General features: G+C 66.6%; 21 protein-coding genes. 14 read left to right on the top strand and 7 right to left on the bottom strand.

Features of this window, described 5'->3' with window-relative positions:
- Positions 1–73: 73 nt before the first annotated feature.
- Genes B9Z03_RS15745 through dprA form a run of 4 tightly spaced genes read left to right on the top strand, consistent with a single transcriptional unit; the run spans position 74 to position 4,063 of the window.
- The gene (locus tag B9Z03_RS15745; RefSeq protein ID WP_085467689.1) at positions 74–1,036 is read left to right on the top strand and encodes an aspartate carbamoyltransferase catalytic subunit; all 963 of its coding nucleotides are present in this window, start codon (positions 74–76) and stop codon (positions 1,034–1,036) included.
- Entirely contained in the window at positions 1,033–2,328 is a 1,296-nt protein-coding gene (locus B9Z03_RS15740; RefSeq protein ID WP_085465075.1) for a dihydroorotase, read from the top strand. The genes B9Z03_RS15745 and B9Z03_RS15740 overlap by 4 nt, the downstream gene beginning before the upstream one ends.
- On the top strand, positions 2,328–2,945 hold the full coding sequence (gene plsY, locus B9Z03_RS15735; RefSeq protein WP_085465074.1) for a glycerol-3-phosphate 1-O-acyltransferase PlsY: 618 nt from the start codon (positions 2,328–2,330) through the stop codon (positions 2,943–2,945). The genes B9Z03_RS15740 and plsY overlap by 1 nt, the downstream gene beginning before the upstream one ends.
- Positions 2,942–4,063 carry a DNA-processing protein DprA gene (gene dprA, locus B9Z03_RS15730; RefSeq protein ID WP_085465073.1) on the top strand — a complete coding sequence of 374 codons (1,122 nt, stop codon included), beginning with the start codon at positions 2,942–2,944 and terminating at the stop codon, positions 4,061–4,063. The genes plsY and dprA overlap by 4 nt, the downstream gene beginning before the upstream one ends.
- On the opposite strand, the gene B9Z03_RS15725 is transcribed toward dprA, so the two are convergent.
- Positions 4,052–4,321: a hypothetical protein gene (locus B9Z03_RS15725; protein ID WP_085465072.1), complete on the bottom strand. Its 270-nt coding sequence runs from the start codon at positions 4,319–4,321 to the stop codon at positions 4,052–4,054. The genes dprA and B9Z03_RS15725 overlap by 12 nt on opposite strands.
- Before the next feature lie 223 nt (positions 4,322–4,544).
- Between B9Z03_RS15725 and topA the strand changes: the two genes are divergently transcribed.
- From topA to rpmG, 6 genes are all read left to right on the top strand, one after another.
- On the top strand, positions 4,545–7,175 hold the full coding sequence (gene topA, locus B9Z03_RS15720; protein WP_085465071.1) for a type I DNA topoisomerase: 2,631 nt from the start codon (positions 4,545–4,547) through the stop codon (positions 7,173–7,175).
- A complete protein-coding gene (rnr, locus tag B9Z03_RS15715) occupies positions 7,176–9,497 on the top strand; it encodes a ribonuclease R (RefSeq protein WP_085465070.1) in 2,322 nt (773 codons plus the stop codon).
- The gene (locus B9Z03_RS15710; RefSeq protein ID WP_085465069.1) at positions 9,497–9,931 is read left to right on the top strand and encodes a DUF983 domain-containing protein; all 435 of its coding nucleotides are present in this window, start codon (positions 9,497–9,499) and stop codon (positions 9,929–9,931) included. Before rnr ends, B9Z03_RS15710 begins: the two co-directional genes overlap by 1 nt.
- Before the next feature lie 26 nt (positions 9,932–9,957).
- The gene (locus tag B9Z03_RS15705; RefSeq protein WP_085465068.1) at positions 9,958–10,701 is read left to right on the top strand and encodes an NUDIX hydrolase; all 744 of its coding nucleotides are present in this window, start codon (positions 9,958–9,960) and stop codon (positions 10,699–10,701) included.
- Positions 10,702–10,725: 24 nt separating this feature from the next.
- Positions 10,726–11,919: an MFS transporter gene (locus B9Z03_RS15700; RefSeq protein ID WP_085465067.1), complete on the top strand. Its 1,194-nt coding sequence runs from the start codon at positions 10,726–10,728 to the stop codon at positions 11,917–11,919.
- A 106-nt stretch (positions 11,920–12,025) separates the two neighbouring features.
- Entirely contained in the window at positions 12,026–12,193 is a 168-nt protein-coding gene (gene rpmG / locus B9Z03_RS15695) for a 50S ribosomal protein L33 (RefSeq protein ID WP_006201775.1), read from the top strand.
- Positions 12,194–12,584: 391 nt separating this feature from the next.
- On the opposite strand, the gene B9Z03_RS15690 is transcribed toward rpmG, so the two are convergent.
- Entirely contained in the window at positions 12,585–13,958 is a 1,374-nt protein-coding gene (locus B9Z03_RS15690; RefSeq protein WP_085465066.1) for a PleD family two-component system response regulator, read from the bottom strand.
- Between the two features lie 31 nt (positions 13,959–13,989).
- Positions 13,990–14,361: a response regulator gene (locus B9Z03_RS15685; RefSeq protein WP_085465065.1), complete on the bottom strand. Its 372-nt coding sequence runs from the start codon at positions 14,359–14,361 to the stop codon at positions 13,990–13,992.
- A 192-nt stretch (positions 14,362–14,553) separates the two neighbouring features.
- Here B9Z03_RS15685 and B9Z03_RS15680 point away from each other — a divergent pair, with 192 nt between their 5' ends.
- Positions 14,554–14,853, top strand: a complete 300-nt coding sequence (locus tag B9Z03_RS15680; protein WP_085467688.1) for a DUF3572 domain-containing protein — start codon at positions 14,554–14,556, stop codon at positions 14,851–14,853.
- Complete coding sequence (locus B9Z03_RS15675; protein WP_085465064.1) at positions 14,850–15,503, top strand: hypothetical protein; 654 nt, start codon at positions 14,850–14,852, stop codon at positions 15,501–15,503. The genes B9Z03_RS15680 and B9Z03_RS15675 overlap by 4 nt, the downstream gene beginning before the upstream one ends.
- 4 nt (positions 15,504–15,507) lie before the next feature.
- Here B9Z03_RS15675 and B9Z03_RS15670 read toward each other — a convergent pair whose 3' ends face one another.
- Positions 15,508–16,086 carry a GNAT family N-acetyltransferase gene (locus tag B9Z03_RS15670; protein ID WP_085465063.1) on the bottom strand — a complete coding sequence of 193 codons (579 nt, stop codon included), beginning with the start codon at positions 16,084–16,086 and terminating at the stop codon, positions 15,508–15,510.
- An 80-nt stretch (positions 16,087–16,166) separates the two neighbouring features.
- On the opposite strand from B9Z03_RS15670, the gene B9Z03_RS15665 reads away from it, so the two are divergent.
- On the top strand, positions 16,167–17,480 hold the full coding sequence (locus B9Z03_RS15665; RefSeq protein WP_432417002.1) for a DNA polymerase IV: 1,314 nt from the start codon (positions 16,167–16,169) through the stop codon (positions 17,478–17,480).
- A 6-nt stretch (positions 17,481–17,486) separates the two neighbouring features.
- Here the strand turns inward: B9Z03_RS15665 and B9Z03_RS15660 are convergent, their stop codons facing one another.
- Positions 17,487–17,999, bottom strand: a complete 513-nt coding sequence (locus B9Z03_RS15660; RefSeq protein WP_085465061.1) for a hypothetical protein — start codon at positions 17,997–17,999, stop codon at positions 17,487–17,489.
- A 179-nt stretch (positions 18,000–18,178) separates the two neighbouring features.
- Here B9Z03_RS15660 and dnaE point away from each other — a divergent pair, with 179 nt between their 5' ends.
- The gene (gene dnaE / locus B9Z03_RS15655) at positions 18,179–21,724 is read left to right on the top strand and encodes a DNA polymerase III subunit alpha (protein ID WP_085465060.1); all 3,546 of its coding nucleotides are present in this window, start codon (positions 18,179–18,181) and stop codon (positions 21,722–21,724) included.
- 479 nt (positions 21,725–22,203) lie between these two features.
- Here the strand turns inward: dnaE and B9Z03_RS15650 are convergent, their stop codons facing one another.
- Entirely contained in the window at positions 22,204–23,109 is a 906-nt protein-coding gene (locus tag B9Z03_RS15650; protein WP_085465059.1) for a Kiwa anti-phage protein KwaB-like domain-containing protein, read from the bottom strand.
- Positions 23,102–23,548 carry a hypothetical protein gene (locus B9Z03_RS15645; RefSeq protein WP_176247537.1) on the bottom strand — a complete coding sequence of 149 codons (447 nt, stop codon included), beginning with the start codon at positions 23,546–23,548 and terminating at the stop codon, positions 23,102–23,104. The genes B9Z03_RS15650 and B9Z03_RS15645 overlap by 8 nt, the downstream gene beginning before the upstream one ends.
- Between the last annotated feature and the right edge of the window lie 56 nt (positions 23,549–23,604).

Raw genomic sequence — 23,604 nt, 5'->3', positions numbered from 1 at the left:
GTCGAAAATGCCGTGGGAAAACGACGCGCCGCTTGCGGCTGCCCTTCCCCCCTTCTATAGCACCAGCCTTGAGATGACAGACGCTCAAGCCCTCCCGCTCTACCCGCACCGACACCTTCTCGGCATCCAGGGGCTTTCTCCTCCCGATATCGAACTTCTCCTCGACCGGGCCGATGCGGCGGTGGCGCTGTCGCGGCAGCCGGAGAAGAAATCCAGCCGCCTGCGCGGGCGCACCCAGATCAACCTCTTCTACGAAGCCTCGACCCGCACGCAGTCGTCGTTCGAGCTCGCCGGCAAGCGGCTCGGCGCCGACGTGATGAACATGTCGGTCGCCAGTTCCTCGGTGAAGAAGGGCGAGACGCTCATCGACACGGCGATGACGCTGAACGCGATGCGGCCCGATATCCTCATCATCCGCCACTCCTCGGCGGGAGCCGCGGCCCTGCTTGCCCAGAAGGTCGCCTGCTCCGTGGTCAACGCCGGCGACGGCGCGCACGAGCACCCGACCCAGGCGCTGCTCGATGCGCTCACCATCCGCCGCGCGAAGGGCCCGCTGCACAAGCTGACCGTGGCGATCTGCGGCGACATCCTGCATTCGCGCGTCGCCCGATCCAACATCCTGCTGCTGAACGCGCTGGGCGCCCGCGTCCGCGCCGTCGCGCCGTCGACGCTCTTGCCCTCGGGCATCGCCAACATGGGCGTCGAGGTGTTCCGCACCATGGCGGAGGGCCTGAAGGACGCCGACGTGGTGATGATGCTGCGCCTGCAGCGCGAGCGCATGGAAGGCGCCTTCGTGCCGTCGGTGCGCGAATATTTCCGCTATTTCGGCCTCGACGCCGAGAAGCTGAAGGCCGCGAAGGACGACGCGCTGGTCATGCATCCCGGCCCGATGAACCGCGGCGTCGAGATCGCCTCGGAGATCGCCGACGGGCCGCAGAGCGTGATCCAGGAACAGGTCGAGATGGGCGTCGCCGTGCGCATGGCGGTGATGGAAGCCCTCCTCGACCCGCGCCGCAACGAGGGGCGCCACGCATGAGCCCGACGCTCTTCATCAATGCGAGGGTAGTCGACCCTGCACGAGGCCTCGACGAGCAGGGGTCCGTGCTCGTGGCAGAGGGCAGGATCGTCGCCGCCGGCGCCTCCGTGAGGAACCAGGGCGCGCCGGGCGGTGCTGCCGTCATCGACTGCAAGGGCGCTGCGATCCTGCCCGGTCTCGTCGACAGCCGCGTGTTCATTGGCGAGCCCGGTGGCGAACACCGCGAGACCATCGCCTCGGCGAGCATTGCGGCGGCCGCCGGTGGCGTCACCTCGATGGTGATGATGCCGGACACCGATCCGGTCATCGACAACGTCGCGCTGGTCGAGTTCGTCCAGCGCACCGCGCGCGACACGGCCAGGGTGCGCGTCTATCCCGCCGCCTCGATCACCAAGGGCTTCCACGGCGCCGAGATGACCGAGTTCGGCCTGCTGCGCGAGGCCGGCGCCGTCGGCTTCACAGAAGGCCGCCACACGATCTCCAACGCGCTCATCATGCGCCGGGCGCTGAGCTATGCGCGCGACTTCGGTGTGACGATCGCGCACGAGACGCAGGACCGCCATCTCGGCGGTGGGGTCATGAACGAGGGCCTCTATGCGAGCTGGCTCGGCCTGTCGGGCATTCCGCGCGAGGCCGAGGCGATCCCGCTGGAGCGCGACCTCTTGCTCGCGCGGCTCACCGGCGGCGCCTACCACGCCGCCAAGATTTCGACCGCCATGTCCGCGGCGGCGATCGCGCGCGCAAAAAACGACGGCGCGAACGTCACGGCGGGCGTGGCGATCCACAACCTGTCGCTCAACGAGAACGATGTCGGTGAATATCGCACCTTCTTCCGGCTCGCCCCGCCGCTGCGGGCCGAAGACGATCGCCTGGCGATGATCGAGGCGCTGCGCGACGGGACGATCGACCTCGTCTCCTCCTCGCACGACCCGCAGGATGTCGACACCAAGCGGCTGCCCTTCGCGGACGCGGCCGCCGGCGCGATCGGGCTGGAGACGCTGCTCGCCGTCACGCTGCGCCTCTATCATAACGGGGACCTTCCGCTGCTGCGCATCGCAGAAATACTGTCACGCAATCCTGCGAAAGTGTTCGGGCTGTCGGGCGGCGGCCTTGCGCCCGGTATGCCGGCCGACCTGATCGTGGCCGATCTCGACGCGCCGTGGATCGTGCGCGAGGCCGACATCCTGTCGCGCTCCAAGAACTCCTGCTTCGAAGGTGCGCGGCTGCAAGGCAAGGTCTTGCAAACGATGGTGGCGGGACGCACAGTGCACCGGGCGATGGAGGGAGCCTGATGTCTGACCAGATCGACTGGGCCGGGAACCTGCCGCTCTATGCGGCGGCCATCATCTTGGGCTATCTCCTCGGCTCCATCCCCTTCGGCCTGCTCATCACCCGCATCGCCGGGCTCGGCGACGTGCGGCGCATCGGCTCCGGCAATATCGGCGCGACCAACGTGCTGCGCACCGGCAACAAGAAGCTCGCGGCCCTCACCCTCCTTCTCGACGCGCTCAAGGGCACGGTCGCAGTGCTCGTCGCCGCCACATGGGGGCCGGCCTTCGGCATCGTCGCCGGCTTCGCCGCGTTCCTGGGCCATCTCTTCCCGGTCTGGCTCGGCTTTCGGGGCGGCAAGGGCGTGGCGACCTATCTCGGCGTGCTGATCGCGCTCGCCTGGAAGGCGGCGCTCGTCTTCGCCATCGTCTGGATCGCCATCGCCTATCTCACCCGCTACTCGTCGCTCGCAGCACTTCTCGCGGCCGTCGCCGTTCCGCTCTCTCTCTTCTTCTGGTTCGGCCCGGCCAGTGTGGCGTGGCTGTTCACGGTCATGAGCGTGATCGTCTTCTTCAAGCACCACGCCAACATCCGCCGCCTGCTGGACGGCAATGAGACGCGCATCGGGGCGAGCGGGTGACGACAGGCCGCGCCGGCCCTTCCCTCAGCGACCGCCAGCGTCTCGCCTGGCTCCGCCTCATCCGCACCGACAATATCGGCCCTGCCACCTTCCGCGACCTGATCAACCGTTTCGGCTCGGCCGAGACGGCGATCGAGATGCTGCCGGAACTCACGCGCCTCGGCGGCGGCAGCCGGCTGCTGCGCGTTCCCTCGGCCGCCGAGGCGGAAGCCGAAATGGCTCTTGCCGCGAAGGCCGGCGCGCGCTTCGTCGCCATCGGCGAGGCCGACTATCCGCCGATGCTGCGGCGGGTCGAGAACCCGCCTCCCCTGATCGCCGTCAGGGGCAACGCCAACGTGTTCGTGCTGCCGCCGGTCGCGATCGTCGGCGCCCGCAACGCGTCGCTCGCCGGCATCCGCATGGCGCGCATGCTCGCCGCCGATCTCGGCCGCGAGGGGTTCGCCATCGTCTCGGGGCTCGCCCGCGGCATCGACACCGCCGCGCATGAGGGCAGCCTGGCGACGGGCGGCATCGCCGTGCTCGCCGGCGGCCTCGATCGGCCTTATCCCCTCGAGAACGCGGATCTGATGCAGGCGCTGGCGGCCAATGGCGCGGCGGTGTCCGAAATGCCGTTCGGCTGGGAACCGAGGGCGCGCGACTTCCCCCGCCGCAACCGCATCATCGCCGGGCTGTCGCTCGGGCTGGTCGTGGTCGAGGCCGCGTTCAGGTCCGGCTCCCTGATCAGCGCCCGCATGGCGGGCGAGCTCGGCCGGCTCGTCTTCGCGGTACCCGGCTCGCCGCTCGACCCGCGCGCCGCCGGCACCAACGGCCTGCTCAAGGAGGGCGCGACGCTGGTCACCGAGGCCCGCGACGTCATCGAGGCGATCTCGCCGCTCATCGGCCGCCCGCCCGGCGAGGCGGAGACCTTCGAGGAACCGCCCGACTTCACGGCGACGCCACCGCCCGGCGATCTGGACAGGGAGCGCGTGATCGAAGCGCTCGGGCCGGTGCCGACCGGCGTGGACGAGATCATCCGCCACACCGGCCTTCATCCGGCGCAGGTGTTCATGATCCTGCTCGAACTCGATCTCGCCGGCCGGCTCGAACGCCATCCCGGCGGGCAGGTCTCACTGGTCTGACGCGCCGGCCCGTCTGCGACCGCCCTTTCGCCGCGTGCTGTCGCGCGCCAGCGCGTCCGACGCCTCCACCGAGGCCATCTCGATCAGGTAGGCGAGCATGTCGAGCCGCTGGCGCCGCGCGATGCCGGAAAGCTCCGTCAGCATCGAGCGCATGTAGTCGAGCGTGTCGCGCGCCGCCTCCGGGGTCGCGATGTCATGCGCGGACGGAGTGGGTCGTGTCCGGGTGTCTGGCGGCAGGTCTGGGGGATTGGCTGTCATTCGCGTTCACCGATGCAACCTAGGATAAAATAGTTCCTCCACATAACACTTAAAATTGCACGTGTCGACGCGTCCGAGGATCCATCCCGGGGCGTCGGACATATCGCCAAAATCAGCCCGCCACTTGACCGCGACCGAAAGCACGGCCATTTGACGGACGCAATCGTCAAGGATCGCGGCGCGGAATTCCTCTTCCCCGCGATCGGAAAGTGCCGGACATCGGATGGACGTCGTCGTCGTCGAATCGCCTGCAAAGGCGAAGACAATCAACAAGTATCTGGGCAAGAACTACAAGGTTCTGGCCTCGTTCGGGCACGTCCGCGACTTGCCTCCCAAGGATGGCTCGGTCCGTCCCGAGGAAGATTTCGCCATGTCCTGGTCGGTCGATTCGGCCTCGTCCAAGCGGCTTTCCGACATCGCCACCGCTCTCAAGGGCGCCGACGGGCTGATCCTCGCCACCGACCCGGATCGCGAGGGGGAGGCGATTTCCTGGCACGTGCTGGAGGTGCTGCGCAACAAGCGCGTGCTCAAGGACAAGCACATCAGCCGCGTCGTCTTCAACGCCATCACCAAGCAGTCGGTGCTCGACGCCATGGCCAAGCCGCGCGACATCGACGCGCCGCTGGTCGAGGCCTATCTCGCCCGCCGGGCGCTGGACTATCTCGTCGGCTTTACATTGTCGCCCGTGCTCTGGCGCAAGCTGCCGGGCGCCCGCTCGGCCGGCCGCGTCCAGTCGGTCGCGCTCAGGCTCGTCTGCGACCGCGAGCTGGAGATCGAGCGCTTCGTCCGCGAGGAATACTGGAACATCGCCGCGCTTCTCGCCACGCCACGCAAGGACACGTTCGAGGCCCGCCTGACCGGCTACGAGGGCAAGCGCCTCCAGAAACTCGACATCAAGACCGCGGAACAGGCCAACGGCATCAAGACAATGCTCGAAGGCGCGACCTTCAATGCCGTCTCCGTCGAGGCGAAGCCGGCCAAGCGCAATCCCGGCCCGCCCTTCACCACCTCCACGCTGCAGCAGGCGGCGTCGTCGCGCTACGGCTTCTCGGCCTCGCGCACGATGCAGATCGCCCAGAGGCTCTACGAAGGCCTCGACGTCGGCGGCGAGACGGTCGGCCTCATCACCTATATGCGAACCGACGGCGTGCAGATGGCGCCGGAGGCGATCACGGCCGCCCGCGCCGCGATCGGCAAGGAGTTCGGCGACAGTTACCTGCCGGAAAAGCCGCGCTTTTATTCCGCCAAGGCGAAGAACGCGCAGGAAGCGCACGAGGCCATCCGCCCGACCGACTTCTTCCGCACCCCGGCCTCCGTCCGCGCCCATCTTGATTCCGATCAGTTCCGTCTCTACGAGATGATCTGGAAGCGCGCGATCGCCTCGCAGATGCAGCCGGCCGAGATCGAGCGCACGACGGTCGAGATCGAGGCGAAGAACGGCGCGCAGACCGCGCAGTTGCGGGCCGTCGGCTCCGTCACCCGCTTCGACGGCTTCCTCGCCGCCTATGTCGACCCGAAGGACGAGGACGCCGAGGACGAGGAAAGCAAGCGCCTGCCTGAGATCCGCGCCGGCGAAGCTCTCGCCCGCGAGAAGATCACCGCCGACCAGCACACGACCGAGCCGCCGCCGCGCTATTCGGAGGCGTCCCTCATCAAGAAGCTCGAAGAGCTCGGCATCGGCCGTCCCTCGACCTACGCCGCGACGCTGAAGACGCTGGAAGACCGCGAATACGTCGTCATCGACAAGCGCCGGCTGACGCCGCACTCGAAGGGCCGCATCGTCACCGCCTTCCTCGAAAGCTTCTTCGAGAAATATGTCGAATACGACTTCACCGCTGGTCTGGAGGAGAAGCTCGACGAGATTTCCGACGGCAAGCTCGCCTGGAAGGACGTGCTGCGCGATTTCTGGGCCGACTTCTCGGCCGCCGTCGACGGCATAAAGGAGCTGCGCGTCACCGACGTGCTCGACGCGCTCAACGAGCAGCTCGCGCCGCTGGTCTTCCCCGCCCGCGAGGACGGCTCCGATCCGCGCATCTGCCCGCGCTGCGGCACCGGTAACCTGTCGCTGAAGCTCGGCAAATACGGCGCCTTCGTCGGCTGCTCGAACTATCCCGAATGCGGCTACACCCGTCAGCTCGGCGAGGCGGTGAACGGCAATGGCGAGCCGGCCTCGGGCGAGAGCGGCGACAAGGTCCTGGGCCGCGATCCCTACACGGATGAGGAAATCGTCCTGAAGAACGGCCGCTTCGGCCCCTATGTCCAGCGCGGCGAAGGCAAGGAGGCCAAGCGCTCCAGCCTGCCCAAGGGCTGGACGATCGAAGCGATGGACCACGAGAAGGCGCTGGCGCTGCTGTCGCTGCCGCGCGACGTCGGCCAGCATCCCGAGACCGGCAAGATGATCTCCGCCGGCCTCGGCCGCTACGGGCCGTTCCTGCTGCACGACGGCGTCTACGCCAATCTCGAATCGATCGAGGACGTGTTCTCCGTCGGCATCAACCGCGCGGTCGCGGTGCTTGCCGAGAAGGCGGCGAAGGGTCCGGGCCGTCGCGGCGGCACGCCGGCGGCGCTGAAGGACCTCGGCGAACATCCCGACGGCGGCGGCAACGTCACGGTGCGCGACGGCAAATACGGCGCCTATGTCAATTTCGGCAAGGTCAACGCCACCATCCCGAAGGGCAAGGACCCCGCCTCGGTTACCATGGAAGAAGCGCTGGCGCTGATCGCGGCGCGCGAGGCGGCCGGCGGCGGCAAGTCGAAATCGACCGCCCGCAAATCCCCGGCCAAGGCGGCCGCGAAGTCTGCGGCCCCGAAGAAGGCCGCCGCGAAGCCGGCCAAGAAGAAGGCGGCGAAATAGTTGGCCCGGCGCCTGCCCGGATCTGGAAAGGCCGGCAAGCGCCGCGGCGGGCAGGATTCGGCCTCGGCGGAGGTCGGCGAGGACGGTTTCCCGACCCGCCAGGCGCTCCTCGACTACATCCAGTCCCATCCCGACCTGGCATCGAAGCGCGACATCGCAAAGGCCTTCGGGCTGAAGGGTGAAGGCCGCGTCTGGCTAAAGCAGACGCTGGCCGAGCTGGCGAGCGAAGGCCTGCTCGAGGTCGATCGTAAATCCTATTCCAAGCCCGGCGCCCTGCCCCCGGTCGTGGCGCTCGAAATCTTCGGCCGCGACCGCGAGGGAGGTCTGCTCGCCCGCCCGGTCGAGCAGCCGGAAGATGCCGATCCCGTCCTCGTCTCGATCCGCAGTCCGCGCGGCGCGAAGACGCCGACGGCCGGCGTCGGCGACCGCGTGCTCGCCAAGGTGTTTCCCGCGAAGGAGCGGCCGGGTCCCGCCTATACGGGCCGGGTCATCCGGCTGATCGACCACCGCAAGGACCTCGCGCTCGGCGTCCTGCGCAAGCTCGCCGACGGATCCTTCCGCCTCGAACCGGTCGAGCGCCGCCAGCCCGAACTGATGATCGACGCCGACGCGCTGGGCGACGCGAAGCCGGGCGACCTGGTCGAGGCCGAGCAGGTCTCCTCCGGCCGCTACGGCCTGCCGCGCGGCAAGGTCGTCGCCGTGCTCGGCTCGCTCGACAGCGAGAAGGCGGTCTCGATGATCGCCATCCACGCGCACGACATCCCGCACGTCTTCCCGCCGCAAGTGCTGGCCGAGGCCGACGCGATGAAGCCGGCCGGCATGGAGCACCGCGAGGACTGGCGCCGCCTGCCGCTGGTCACCATCGATCCGGCCGATGCCAAGGATCATGACGACGCCGTCTATGCCGAGCCCGACCCGGACCCGGCGAACACCGGCGGCGTCATCGCCACCGTCGCCATCGCCGACGTCGCGGCCTATATCCGCGGCGGCTCTGCCCTCGACCGCGAGGCGCTCAAACGCGGCAACTCGGTCTATTTCCCCGACCGCGTCGTGCCGATGCTGCCCGAGCGCATCTCCAACGACCTCTGCTCGCTGCGCGAGGGCGAGGACCGCCCGGCACTCGCCGTGCGCATGACCTTCTCGGCCGACGGCCGCAAGATCCGCCACTCCTTCCATCGCGTGATGATGAAGTCCGCCGCCAAGCTCGCCTATCCGCAGGCGCAGGCGGCGATCGACGGCAGGCCCGACGACAAGACCGGCCCGCTGCTCGACACGGTCCTCAAGCCGCTATGGGACGCCTATGCGGTGCTCAAGCGCGGCCGCGAGGCGCGCCGCCCGCTCGAACTCGACCTGCCGGAGCGCAAAATCCTGCTCAAGCCGGACGGCACGGTCGACCGCGTGACGGTCCCCGAACGCCTCGACGCGCACAAGCTGATCGAGGAGTTCATGATCCAGGCCAATGTCGCGGCCGCGGAGAGCCTGGAGAACAAGCGCCAGGCGCTGATCTACCGCATCCACGACGCGCCCTCTCTGGCCAAGCAGGAATCGCTGCGCGAGTTCCTGCGCACCCTGTCGATCAGCCTGGCGCGCGGCGCCGAGCTTCGCCCCTCGCAGTTCAACGGCATCCTGGCCCAGGTGCGCGACACCGAGCACGAGAGCCTCGTCAACGAGGTGGTGCTGCGCTCGCAGAGCCAGGCGGTCTACTCGCCCGACAATATCGGCCATTTCGGCCTCAACCTGCGCCGCTACGCGCACTTCACCTCGCCGATCCGCCGCTATGCGGACCTGATCGTGCACCGGGCGCTGATCGGTTCGCTGGGCCTCGGCCCCGGCGGCCTGACGCGCGACGAGGAGGCGCGGCTGGAGGAAATCTCGGCGCTCATCTCGGCCTCGGAACGGCGCGCGATGGCCGCGGAGCGCGACACGGTCGACCGGCTGATCGCCGCGCATCTGTCGGGCCGCAAGGGCGAGACCTTCGAAGGACGCATAACGGGTGTGACCAAGTCCGGACTTTTTGTCCAGTTGCCCACCTACGGCGCGGATGGCTTCGTGCCGGTGTCGTCGCTGCGTGACGATTACTATATCTATGACGAAACCGCCCACACCCTGTTCGGCGACCGCAGCGGTCGCGGCTACCGCCTCGGCGACGCCGTCGAGGTCAAACTGGTCGAGGTGGCGCCGCTGGCAGGCTCGATGCGCTTCGAGATGCTGAGCGATCCGGTCGCATTGCAGGGCATGCGGCAGTCGTTCCACAAGGCGCGCGGACGCCGCACGGCGCGCGCGGGCGGCAACCGGCTGGGCGGCCGGTCGAGGAGAAGATGATGGAAACGGTCCAATTCGGCGGCGAGGCACATAGCGGCCGGCCCGCCCGCGACCTGAAGCAGGCGATGGTGCGCGGCTTCATGGGCCGCTGCCCGCATTGCGGCGAAGGCAGGCTGTTCCAGAGCTACGCCAAGACCGTCGACGACTGCGCGGTGTGCGGCGAGCATATCGGCCACCACCGCGCCGACGACCTGCCCGCCTATCTGGTGATCTTCATTGTCGGCCACATCGTCGTCGGCGCCTTCATGGGCGTCGAGGCCGCGGTCGAGCTTTCGACCTGGACCCATCTCGCCATCTGGGCGCCGGTCACCGTGCTGGGCTCGATCGCGCTGCTGCAGCCGGTCAAGGGCGCCGTCGTGGGACTGCAATGGGCGCTCTATATGCACGGCTTCGGCGGCGCCGAAGACGAGATCGAGACGCACCCGGAAGCATGAGCGGGACAATGTCGGGAGGAGGCACCATGGAAGGCATGACGCGGGCGCAGGTCGACAACGCCGAGGCCAAGGATTTCGCGCTGGGCGGCAAGCCGATGCGGCCGCGCGACGCGGCCACGCTGATGCTCATCGACCGCAGCGGTGGCGAGTTCCGCGTCCTGATGGGCCGCCGCTCGCGCAAGCACGCCTTCATGCCCGGCCGCCTGGTCTTCCCCGGCGGGCGCACCGATCCTTCCGACAGCCGCGTCGCAGTCGCCGACACGCTGCATCCCGCCGTCGAGGCCAAGCTGGTCGTCAAGGGCAAGCGCTCGATCTCGTCGGCGCGGGCGCGTGCGATCGCGCTTTCGGCGCTGCGCGAGACCTATGAGGAGGCCGGCCTGCTGATCGGCCGCAGCGGCGACTACCAGACGAAGCGCGAGGGCTGGCACGGCTTCGCCGAGAACGGCGTCCAGCCGACGCTCTCCAACCTGCGCATGATCGCCCGCGCCATCACCCCGCCCGGCCGCGTCCGCCGCTTCGACACGCGCTTCATCGCCGCGTGGCGCGACGACGTCGCGGTGGAGCTGCCCGGCGGCGGCCCGACGGAGGAGCTCGAGGAACTCGTCTGGCTGCCCATCGGCAATGCCGTGTCGGAGGAAATACCGATGATCACGCGGACGGTCCTGGGCGATCTGGCGAACAGGCTCGCCGAGGATCCGTCCCTCGACGCGGACCATCCGGTTCCCTTCTACTACATGCGGCACCAGCGGTTCCTGCGCGACCTGATCTGATCCGCCAACGGTCCAACCAACACAATGCATGCGCCGTCCAATCCCGATGGGGAGGAACACCCGCCGCTTCGGCTGCTGTCGCTCGCGGCCGCGATCGGCTCGATCAGCGTCGTCGGCATCGCGATCGGGCTTGGCGTGCCCCTGCTCAGCGTCGTGCTCGAGCAGCGCGGCCACTCCGCGACGATGATCGGGCTCAACACGGCCGCGGCGGGCCTCGCCTCCATCGCGGCGGCGCCGATCGCGACGCCGCTCGGCGCCCGCTTCGGCGTCGTGCCGACGCTCGCGGTCAGCATGTTCGTCGGCGCACTGTCGTTCATGGGCTTCCACTACGCGACCGAGTTCTGGATGTGGTTCCCGCTGCGCGCGGTGTTGCACATCGCGCTGACGGTCGTGTTCATCCTGTCGGAATACTGGATCAACGTGTCGGCCCCGCCGCGCCGGCGCGGCATGGTCCTCGGCATCTATGCGACCATGCTGTCGCTGGGCTTCGCGCTCGGCCCATGGATCTTCGCCCAGATCGGCAGCCAGGGGGTGCGTCCCTTCGCGGTCGCCTTCGGCCTCGTAATGGCCGGCATGCTGCCTGTGCTGCTTGCATGGCGGCAGAGCCCGCGGATCCCGCGCGGCGGCAGCGGCGATGGCAACCGCTTCCTGCGCTACATCTGGCTGGTGCCGACCGCGACCGCGGCGGTGTTCGTCTTCGGCGCGGTCGAGACCGGCGGCTTCGCTCTCTTCCCGCTCTACGCGTCGAAGATCGGCTACCCGGAAGCCGACGCCGCGCTGCTTCTGTCGATGATCGGTCTCGGCAACGTCCTGTTCCAGGTCCCGCTCGGCATGCTCAGCGACCGGATCGGCGACCGCCGCCGCGTCCTCGTCGCCTGCGCGGTGGCGGGGCTGGCGGGCATGGTGCTGATGCCCTTCGTCGCGCAGAACTGGACGCTGATGGCGGCTCTTCTCCTGATATGGGGCGGCGCGGTCGCGGCCCTCTACACGGTCGGTCTCGCCCATCTCGGGTCGCAGCTGCACGGGCGTGACCTCGCCTCCGCCAACGCCGCCTTCGTCTTCTGCTACGGCGTCGGCATGCTCGCCGGCCCGCAGATGATCGGCCTCGGCCTCGATGCCTTCGGCCCGCCCGGATTCGGCTGGACGATCGCCGCCTTCTTCGCCGCCTACCTGCTGCTGATCGCCGTTCGGATCATGCGCGGCCCTGCCCGCTCTTGACTTTCCGTCGCCGATCCGTATGTGTCCCGCTCAGTTTTCCGCGGCCGGGCTCGACGCTTGGCGCTTGCGCGCGAAGTGAACCACACGAGATCTACGGACAAGACCCATGGCAAAAGCCGCCAACATCAAGATCAAGCTCCTCTCGACCGCCGACACCGGCTTCTTCTACGTGACGAGCAAGAACAGCCGCACCAAGACCGACAAGCTCTCGTTCCGGAAGTACGATCCGGTGGCGAAGAAGCACGTCGAGTTCAAGGAAACCAAGATCAAGTAAGCCGGCAACGCCTGGCTTGCAGAAACGACGCCGCCTCCGGGCGGCGTTTTCTTTTGCGCGGACAACGCCTTGCGGGCGCATTTGAATCCAATGGAAAAAATAAAAGGGGGCCGGCCGACTGTCTGACAGCGGTACGAGGAGGCCACTATGTGCCAGCGTCGACCGGCCAACCCCACGTAACCCAGGAGATGCGGCGGACCTGAGCATCATGGGGTGTATCTGGACGGACGCCGAATGTCCCTCGTCGTTGTGCCGTCCCACCCGCGGCTACAATCGCGCAAGACCGCTTGAAAATCAATACTTTCTTAAGGTTTGAGAGCGAATCACCCGAAACAGGGTAAATGCCGCCCGCGAACGCCTTGCCCGCGACAGCCGGAACATGCCCTCGCGATCAGGCCGCCTTGGCGACCACGCGGTTGCGGCCGGTGTTCTTGGCCTCGTAGAGGGCCGCGTCCGCGCGGCCGATCAGCGTCTTGACGCTGTCCTTACCCGGAATCATCGACGCGACGCCGATGCTGACGGTCACCTGCACCGCCTGCGTTCCGCCGCCGATCGTGAAGGGCTGGCTTTCGATCTCGTGGCGGATACGCTCGGCCACGTTCTCCGCCACCTCCTGATCCGTATCCGGCATGACGACGACGAACTCCTCGCCGCCGAAGCGGCAGGCGAGGTCGATGCCCCTGACGTTCTTGCGCAGCCGGCGCGCGAAGTCGCGCAGCACCTCGTCGCCGGCCGCGTGGCCATGCGTGTCGTTGATCGGCTTGAAGCGGTCGATGTCGCTGATCAGCAGCGACAGCGGCCTGCCGCGCGAGCCGGCGCGCTCGAACAGCGTCGCCAGGTGGCTGTCGAGATAGCGCCGGTTGTGCAGGCCGGTAAGAGCGTCCGTCACCGCCATCTCGATCGTCTGGGCGACGCTGGAGCGCAGTTCCTCGTTGTAGCGCTTGCGCCGGATCTGGGTGCGAAGCCGCGCCGTCAGTTCGAGCTCGTCGACCGGGCGCGTCACATAGTCGTTCACGCCCAGATCGAGGCCGCGCATCACCAGATTGTCCTCGCCGGGCTCGGCGACGAGTACGATCGGCAGGAAGCGGGTGCGGTCGATCGAGCGAAGCTGCGAGCACAGGCGCAGCGGGTCGAACCCCGCGAGACCCGTCGTGATCAGCACGGCCTCGTAGCGACCTTCGGCTGCCTGGAAGAGCGCCTTCTGGGGATCGGGAACCACGTCGACATCGGCGAACGGCCGCAGCATGTCGATCATCCGCTGCTGCGAGGAGGCCCGCTGGTCGATCAGGAGGATGCGCGCCCGTGCGTCTCCCATCGGGTCCTTCCGGCCCAGCAGTTCCTCGATGCCGATGTTGCGGGTCGTGGAGGCGCGCAGCCTCAATTCGTCGCTCAGCATTTTCAGGCGCACGAGACTGCGCACCCGCGTCAGAAGCTGCAGGTCGTTGACTGGCTTGGTGAGGAAATCGTCGGCGCCGACTTCGAGCCCGAGGATGCGGTCCGACGGGTGGTCGAGAGCGGTCACCATGACGATCGGGATATGCGAGGTGCTGCGGTCCGACTTCAGGCGGCGGCAGACCTCGAACCCGTCAATCTCGGGCATCATCACGTCGAGCAGCACGACGTCGACCTTGCCGTTCTCGCAGATTTCGATCGCCTCCGCGCCGCTATAGGCGGACAGGACCTCGAAATACTCGGCGAGCAGCCGCGCCTCGAGCAGCTTCACATTGGCCGGCACGTCGTCGACGACGAGGATACGTGCGGTCATCGGCCGGAAGCTCCAGGAGAACGGACCACCATCAGGCGTCCCCGAGATAGGACTTGATGGTCTCGATGAATTTCGGGACCGAGATCGGCTTGGAGATGTAGGCCTCGCAACCGCCCTGGCGGATGCGCTCCTCATCGCCCTTCATGGCGAACGCCGTCACCGCGATGACCGGGATGGAATGCAGCTCGTCGTCCTGCTTGAGCCATTTCGTCACCTCGAGGCCGGAGACCTCGGGCAACTGGATGTCCATCAGGATTAGGTCCGGACGGTGCGCGCGGGCGAGGTCCAGCGCCTCAAGCCCGTTGCGCGTGCGAACGGTCTCGTAGCCTGTCGCCTCGATCAGGTCTCGGAAGAGCTTCATGTTGAGCTCGTTGTCCTCGACGATCATCACCTTCTTGGGCATCGCGCTATCGTCCCTCTCGACCGTGGCCGTGATCCTGCACCCCGGTCTGCGCGCCCCGCCAGCGACGCGACTTTCCGGAGCGCACTATATGGTGATTTGATTGACGAAACGGTAATCGGGCCGGCGGCGCTTGCAGTCGCGGCCGGCTCGCCATATTCGTCTGCCACGATGCGGAAGGCCGAACCAGTGCAGATGTCGAAGACGGGACACGACCGCGAGGCCGCCGAGGCGCTTGCGATCCGCGCGCTCGCCTTCATCGCGGCCGACGCCGTGCTCCTGCCGCGCTTCCTCGCGATCACCGGCATCGAGGCGAAGGACATCCGCGCCGCGGCCACCCAGCCCGGCTTCCTGGCCGGCGTGCTGCAGTTCCTGCTCACGCACGAGCCGACGCTGCTGCAGTTCGCCGAGGCCGCCGGCATCGACGCGGCCGAGGTCGCCCGCGCCTGCCGGGCGCTGCCCTTCGGCGACGACATGCATGAGAGGTCCAGTTGAGCGACGATCCAGAGACACTGCGCCAGATCGAGGAACTGTCGCACGACGACAGGCCGCTGCTCGTGCTCGACGTCGACGACGTGCTGCTCGACTTCATCCGGCCGTTTCCCCGCTATCTGGAAGGCCGCGGCTACCGGCTGAACCTCGACAACTTCCGCCTCAACGGCAACATCGTCGAACTCGCCTCCGGCGTCGCGGCCGACACGGCGCAGGTCGCCGAACTCATCGACGCCTTCTTCGTCGCCCAGTCGGACTGGCAGACGCTGACGGAGGGGGCGGCCGAGGCGCTCGAATTCATCGGCGACCGCGCCGAGATCATCCTGCTCACCGCCATGCCGCATCGCCATCGCGCCTCGCGAATCGCGCACCTCACGGCGCTCGGTTTCCACTATCCGCTGCTCACGACCGAGATGGCGAAGGGACCCGCCATCGAGCGGCTGCGCGGACCGTCGATGCGCCCCGTCGCCTTCGTCGACGACCAGCCGCGCAACCTGGCTTCGGCGATGGAGCGGGTGCCCGACGCGCATCTGTTTCACCTGATGGCGGACAATTCGCTCCGCGCCCTGATCCCGCCGCCGCCCGCCGGCGTGCACGTCGTCGACGACTGGCGCGAGGCCGCGCCCAAGATCGCCTCGGTCCTCGGGCTTTGATGCGTTAAAGGTCGAATCGCATCAGCGGCCGCCCCGCCTTGCGGGTGGCCACGCAGGCGAAGCCCGCCTTCTCGAACACCCGCGTCGAGCCGACGAACAGCCCGACCGACCGCGAATCCTTCGAGTGGTCGATCGGACAGGCCTCCACAACCCGCGCGCCGTGCGCTGCGGCATGGCGCAGGCCGGCCTCCACCAGGCGGTGGCTCAGCCCCCTGCCCCGCGCCGACGCGCGCAGGAAGAAGCAGGAGATCGCCCACACGGCCGGATCGGCCATGTCGGACGGCTCGAGCGGCGCCGAGACGCGTCGCGCATTGTTCCATTCGGGCACGTCCGCGCGCGGGCCGATCTGCATCCAGCCCACCGCGCGGCCCTCCGCATAGGCGAGCAGGCCCGGCGGCGGACCGGCCATGATCCTGTCGTGGATATGGTCCTTGTTGCGCTGCCCGTCGTTCTGTCGCCGCGCGGCCGGTGGCAGGCGGAAATAGGTGCACCAGCAGCCATAGCAGGCGCCCTGCTTGCCGAAGAGATCCTCGAAATCGGGCCAGCGCTCCGGCGTGAGCGGCAAGATATCGTCAGCAGTCATGGCCACGCCTCCGGCTCCCCTTGCAGGCTCGTCCGGGCTCTTCTATCATCGCGTCTGTTCACTCTATGTTCTCAGGCGCGATGCTGTCTGTCAATGACCCTGCGCATGGTTTCTGCCGCGATTGCCTGACCCGGCAGTCGAAGGCCGCGCGGCGCTGCGAGCGCTGCGGCAGCCCGCGTCTGGCCGCGCATCCGGAGCTCTACGCGCTCAGCCTCGCCCATATCGACTGCGACGCCTTCTACGCGGCGGTCGAGAAGCGCGACAATCCGGAGCTGGCCGACAAGCCCGTCATCATCGGCGGCGGCAAGCGCGGCGTCGTCTCCACCGCCTGCTACATCGCCCGCATCAACGGCGTACGCTCGGCCATGCCGATGTTCAAGGCGCTGGAAGCCTGTCCGCACGCTGTGGTGATCAAGCCCGACATGGAGAAATATGCCCGCGTCGGCCGCGAGGTGCGCCAGATGATGCAGGCGCTGACGCCGCTGGTGCAGCCGATCTCGATCGACGAGGCCTTCCTCGACCTCGCGGGCACAGAACGGCTGCACGGCATGCCGCCCGCCCTGGTGCTGGCGCGCTTCGCCCGGCAGGTCGAGAAGGAGATCGGCATCACCGTCTCCGTCGGCCTGTCCTACTGCAAGTTCCTCGCCAAGGTGGCGTCGGACCTCAACAAGCCGCGCGGCTTTTCCGTCATCGGCGAGGCGGAGGCGCTGTCCTTCCTCGCCGACAAGCCGGTGACGATGATCTGGGGGGTCGGCAAGGCCTTCGCCGCGGTGCTGGAGCGCGACGGGGTGCGCAGCATCGGCCAGCTCCAGCGCATGGAGCGCGCCGAACTGATGCGCCGCTACGGCACGATGGGCGACCGGCTCTACCACCTCGCCCGCGGCGAGGACGACCGCGCCGTCGATGTCGACCGCGAGGCCAAGAGCGTGTCGGCCGAGACCACCTTCAACGAGGACCTGTCCTCCGCCGCCGACCTCGTGCCCATCCTGCGCGCCTTGTCCGAAAAGGTGTCGTCGCGGCTGAAGAAGTCCGGCATTGCCGGCCGCACCGTGGTGCTGAAGCTCAAGACAAAGGACTTCAAGCTCCGCACCCGCAACCGCCAGCTCGCCGACCCGACCCGGCTCGCTGACCGCATCTTCGCCACCGGCCGCGAGCTCCTGTCGCGCGAGACCGACGGCACGCTCTATCGTCTCATCGGCATAGGCGTGTCCGACCTCACCGACGACGCCCGCGCCGACCCGCCCGACCTCGTCGACCGTCAGGCCGACAAGCGCGCCAAGGCGGAAGGCGCGATCGACATCCTGCGCGGCAAATTCGGCCGCGCCGCGGTCGAGACCGGCTACACCTTCGGCAAGGGCCGCAACGCCCACCCGCCGGAAGCGGTGGATGATTGAGTGCCGTTACAGGCGCGCCAGGTCGATCTGGCTGGTCACGACGCGTTCGCCGGTCTCCGGGTCCTCGTCGACCGTGGTCAGCCGCAACCCATTGCTTCCGACCTTCTCGACGGTCATGCGCGCGCTGCGGTCGCCATTGACCTCCTTCGCCCAGCGAATGCCGAGATTGATCGCGTCGCCCGACCTCTGGCCGTTCAGGCCGGCTACACCGGTGCCCGCGCCGGTGTAGGTGCCCTTGTAGCTGGTGCCGTTGGCGGTGAGATCGGCCGAGATTGCGCGCGACACGATCACGAGGCCGCGGCACTTCCCCTCGAGAGACAGCGACGTATCCGTCGCGTCGGTCTTGAACGTGCAGTTGACGTTCACCGGCGAGGCGTTCGTGCGCACCTTCACCGTGCCTTTGCCGGCCCAGCTGCCTTCCAGGCTGGTGAGGAAATCGCCATCGTTGGCGTGGGCGGCAAATCCGCCCATGGGTGCAACGACAGCGGCAATCAGCATCAGCTTCGTCAATCCGGTCATGATCCTGCCATCCAGTTCATTTCGCTGGTCCAACAACTGCGCGGAAGCCCGGCGGTTCCCGGCTTCGTTGACGCCGGGTATTGCCGGACATGTGCGCAAGCCCCGATCTATGCTGGACGCGGACGGCTGCATGCGGACAATAGACCCCGAGTCGACGCGGCAACGACGGGCGGATTGAAATGACGGAAGAACGACGGATCAGGGATCCCCTGAAGCGGGAACTCGCGGGCCTGTCCGGCCCCGGTGGCCAGCCCGCGGCCCTCCCGCCGGTCGCGGCGCGCCCCTTCGTCCACCTGCGCGTCCACTCGTCCTATTCGCTGCTCGAAGGCGCCCTGCCGCTGAAGAAGATCGTGTCCCACGCGATCAAGGACGAGCAGCCGGCCATCGCCGTCACCGACACCAACAACCTGTTCGGCGCACTCGAATTCGCGCAATACGCCTCGAAGGACGGCGTCCAGCCGATCATCGGCTGCCAGCTCGACGTGGCCTTCGCGGACCCGGCCCCTGAGGCGAATACAGGGCACCGCAAGCCGCGCAGCGTCTTTCCGCTGGTCCTCATCGCCGCCACCGAGACCGGCTACGCCAATCTCGTGCGGCTGGTCAGCCGCGCCTATCTCGACAACCCGGCCGAACTCGGCGTGCAGGCGAACACCGGCTGGCTGGAGGAACTCGCCGAGGGCGTCATCTGCCTCACCGGCGGCGAAGCCGGGCCGATCGGCGCCGCGCTGAAGCACGACCACCAGGCAGTCGCGGCCGAACGGCTGGACATGCTGTCGCGCATTTTCGGCGACCGGCTCTATGTCGAGCTGCAGCGCCCCCAGGGCCACGACCGCGCCGTCGAGGCGGCGACGATCGCGCTTGCCTATGACAGGCGGCTGCCGCTGGTGGCCACCAACGAGGCCTTCTTCCTCGCGCGGGAAGACTTCGATGCCCACGACGCGCTGATGGCGATCGCCGAGGGGTCCGTCGTCGCCGTCGACGACCGCCGCCGGCTGACGCCCGATCATCACCTGCGCAGCCAGAGGGAGATGTCCGAACTCTTCTTCGACCTGCCCGAGGCGCTCGACAACACGATCGAGATCGCCATGCGCTGCTCCTACTATCCGAAGAACCGCAAGCCGATCCTGCCGCGCTTCGCCGGCGCGGACGTGGACGACGCCGAGGCCGCCGAGCGCGCCGAGGCCGAGGAGCTCGCCCGCCAGGCCCGCGAGGGCCTTGCCATGCGCATCGCGACGCGCGGGCTGACCGCGGGCTACACCCGGGAGCAATATGCCGAACGCCTCGAATACGAGATCGGCGTCATCCAGAAGATGAAGTTTCCGGGCTACTTCCTCATCGTGTCGGACTTCATCAAATGGGCCAAGGCGCACGACATCCCCGTCGGCCCCGGCCGCGGTTCGGGCGCCGGCTCGCTGGTCGCCTATGCGCTCACCATCACCGATGTCGACCCGCTGCGCTTCTCGCTGCTGTTCGAGCGCTTCCTCAACCCCGACCGCGTCTCGATGCCCGACTTCGACATCGACTTCTGCCAGGACCGCCGCGAGGAGGTGATCCGCTACGTCCAGCAGAAATACGGCCGCGACCAGGTCGGGCAGATCATCACCTTCGGAACGCTGCAGGCCCGCGCCGTGCTGCGCGACGTCGGCCGCGTGCTGCAGATGCCCTACGGCCAGGTCGACCGGCTCTGCAAGATGGTGCCGCAGAACCCGGCCAATCCGGTCAAGCTCGCCGAGGCGATCGAGGCCGAGCCGCGCTTCGCCGAGGAGGTCGAGAAGGAGCCGGTCGTCCAGACCCTGCTCGACATCGCCCAGAAGCTCGAAGGCCTCTACCGCCACGCCTCGACCCATGCCGCCGGCATCGTCATCGGCGACCGGCCGCTCTCCGAGCTGGTGCCGATGTATCGCGACCCGCGCTCCGACATGCCGGTGACGCAGTTCAACATGAAGAAGGTCGAGGACGCCGGCCTCGTCAAGTTCGACTTCCTCGGCCTGAAGACGCTCACCGTGCTCGAGACGGCGGTGAAGCTCATCCGCCGGCGCGGCATCGAGGTCGATCTCGCGACCCTGCCGCTGGACGACAAGCCGACCTACGAGATGCTGTCGCGCGGCGAGACGGTCGGCATCTTCCAGGTGGAATCGGCCGGCATGCGCAAGGCGCTGATCGGCATGAAGCCGGACTGCATCGAGGACATCATCGCGCTGGTGGCGCTCTACCGTCCCGGCCCGATGGAGAACATCCCCACCTACAACGCCCGCAAGCACGGCGAGGAGGAGATCGCGTCGATCCATCCCAAGATCGACCATCTGGTGAAGGAGACTCAAGGGGTCATCGTCTACCAGGAACAGGTGATGCAGATCGCGCAGGAGCTCGCCGGCTATTCGCTCGGCGAAGCCGACCTTCTGCGCCGCGCCATGGGCAAGAAGATCCGCGCCGAGATGGACAAGCAGCGCGAGCGCTTCGTCACCGGCGCGGTGGAACGCGGCGTCGCCAAGCCGCAGGCCGACTTCATCTTCGACCTGCTCGCCAAGTTCGCCGACTACGGCTTCAACAAGTCGCACGCCGCCGCCTACGCGATCGTCTCCTACCAGACCGCCTTCCTCAAGGCGCACTATCCGGTCGAGTTCCTCGCCGCCTCGATGACGCTCGACATGGGCAACACCGACAAGCTGTCGGACTTCCGCCAGGATGCGATGCGACTCGGCATCGAGGTGGTGCCGCCGTCGGTCAGGACATCGGACCGCGACTTCGAGGTCGAGGGCAACCGCATCTTCTATTCGCTCGCCGCCATCAAGGGCGTCGGCGACGCGGCCGTGCGCCACATCGTCGAGAAGCGCAAGGAGAAGCAGTTTTCCGACCTGGAGGATTTCTGCGAGCGGGTCGACCCGAAGATCGTCGGCAAGCGCGTCTTCGAGAGCCTGATCCAGGCCGGAGCCTTCGACTGCTTCGGCCACGACCGCGCGGCGATGATGGCGGGCATCGAACGCATGATGGGGCTCGCCTCCCGCGCCTCGGAGGACGCAGCGCTGGGCATGTCCGACATGTTCGGGTCGAGCTCGGCGGCCCGGCAGCAGAAGCTGCACCTGCCCGCGGCCGAGCCGTGGCTGACGGCAGAGCGCCTGCAGCGCGAATTCGCCGCCGTCGGCTTCTACCTCTCAGCGCACCCGCTCGACGAATACCGCACCGTGCTGGAGCGCATGCGCGTGCAGGGCTGGTCCGACTTCCAGGCCGCCGTGAAGCGCGGCGCCTCGGCGGGGCGGCTGGCCGGCACCATCACCTCGGCCAAGGAGCGCAAGACCAAGACCGGCAACAAGATGTGCGTCGTCCAGCTCTCCGACATGAGCGGGCAATACGAGGCGGTGCTGTTCTCCGAGACGCTGACGCAGTACCGCGACCTTTTGGAAGAGGGAAAGTCGGTGGTCATCACCGTCGCGGCGGAAGACCGGCCGGAGGGCGTCAATCTCCGCGTCAACTCGGTCCAGTCGCTCGACAACGAAGCCGCCAAGCACCAGAAGGCGCTGCGCATCTTCCTGCGCGACCCCGCGCCCCTCACCACCCTGTCCAGCCAGCTCCAGTACCGCGGCGAAAGCCAGGTCTCCTTCGTGGTGCTGAAGGGCGAGGGCCAGGGCGAGATCGAGATCGAACTCCCCGGCCGCTACCGCATCGACCCCCGCATCGCCGCCGCCATGCGCGCGGTGAGCGGAGTGGTGGAGGTGGAGCTGGTGTAGACTGCCCCACTCGCTTTCGCGGAATCGCCCCCTCCACCAGGCCAGCCCGGCAGCGGCGGCGGACCGTCGCCTGAACGGCAGCGTGTCTGCTTACGACCCCATTTCGGTCGTCCAAGTTGAACTGCGAAGCACCCGAAACCTGCCGTTCATTTAGCATCTGCTTTTCGGCTTAAGCGGAGGCTTTCCCCGGACGATCAGGTTATGAGAAACGGACGTCAAAAACCCGCCGTTCAGATTCCGTAAAGAGCTTCGGCACCGGCAGTGGGTTGGTCGTTCCCTCTGCCGATGCTCGAACGCGTATCTCGCGCCGTCCGTAGTCAAAATTGTTGAGACAATCTACGGCGTGAGCTAACGTAGCTCTGGTTCATTGAGGTTGTCATGTCAGGCGGCCGCTTTTCGATGAAACAAGCGACGCTGCTTGATGGTTTCGCGTTTGATCCAATTTTAAGCCAACAGTTGGTTCGCTTCTGAAGCGGACGCTAGACCTTCTGCCTTCCCGTCGCTCGATAGGGATCGCCGCCGTTATCGGCGAGGTCTAGGTGGTAGCGCCGTGCATCCAGTAACTCCATGAGCTTCGCTTCGTCTTGGACCCGGCACTGAAGCTTTCCTGTTTCGAGCTCCTTAAAAACGATACCGTGCTGTTGGGCGAGCGATTCTACTTTAGCTCGTTGAAAATTCGCAATCAGAGGGTTTTGCGCAATTGAGGCCGCATATCGTGCGACCCTGGGGTGTTTTTCGATCTTTTCTTTGATCCGCGATAAATCCAGGAAGGTAATCGTATCTTCGATAGTCTGAACCTTGTCCTTCGCCGTTGCGGCAACCAAGGATATGATATCAGCTAGCTGCTGCATTTTCGAGTCGTTCAGAATATAGACGTGGGCGTCTGTGATTAGCAGATCGAATTCATTGTCGAGCTTAAACACGGTGTCTTCAATGATAGACAGCGTGTCATTCGTCATGCGAACCAGACGATTCTTGGCCTTCACCGTCCCTTTGAACTGTGTGGCCTTTCTTACGCCAACCATCCTGCGGCTTTGAACGTCCGTGATTTCAGCGAAATAGTAATCGATATCATTCACGTGGTCCGGCAGGTTCGTCAGATCTTCGAGTGCGCCGGCATCAAATAGGGTCGAGAAGACGGCCATATACTCGTTGTCACGATCGCAGTAGATACGCCGCCGCTGTCCATAATCTTCCGAGATATCGTATGCCTGCCAATCGCCTTGTGCGGCATTGAGCAAAGCAACCGTGGTCGCGATCATTTCTTTCAGGGCATCTTTTAAGCCGCCGTCCGTTGGCACGAAATACAGGTTGCCATTGCTGCGTAGCGCTATGCCGAAGTTAACGGATGCTATGTTTCCGATATCAATGTCGTTTTCAATCATCTTCGGCCTTATCGAATAGGACCCGTCCGCCCACGCGGTAGCCGGTTAGAGCGTCGTCGTCTGGAATGAAGTGCCTTCGTGAGATGACCGCATATGTGACAAAGCGGTTGCGTTTGCGGTCCATTTCGGTGGTCCCGATCTTCGCCTCGACTGTGAATATGCGATACCCCCACACTGCGAAGAACAGATTCATGTAATGCAGCCGCATGTGCCAGAAGAGAAACATGACGAAGATGAACGCTATGGATACTGCTATTATATCGCGCATGCCATCTGTATTCGCATCGAATAGAGGAATCAGCATTGCAAATAGATATGTCAAAAGGTGTTCACGCTGATCTTTAGCCGATGAAATATGAATCGTCTTCGTGTTTTCTGCTTTACGCGCCTGCCGTAATATCCACCACAGCATCAAGTTCGGCAGCAGAAAGAAGCCCAAACAGATGGGTATCCAATACTTATCCTCGATCGCATCAACGCCGCGAACGGCCCATA

Source organism: Mesorhizobium australicum, from assembly GCF_900177325.1.
GTDB classification, from domain to species: domain Bacteria; phylum Pseudomonadota; class Alphaproteobacteria; order Rhizobiales; family Rhizobiaceae; genus Mesorhizobium_A; species Mesorhizobium_A australicum_A.
This window is presented reverse-complemented; position numbering and strand designations above follow the sequence as displayed.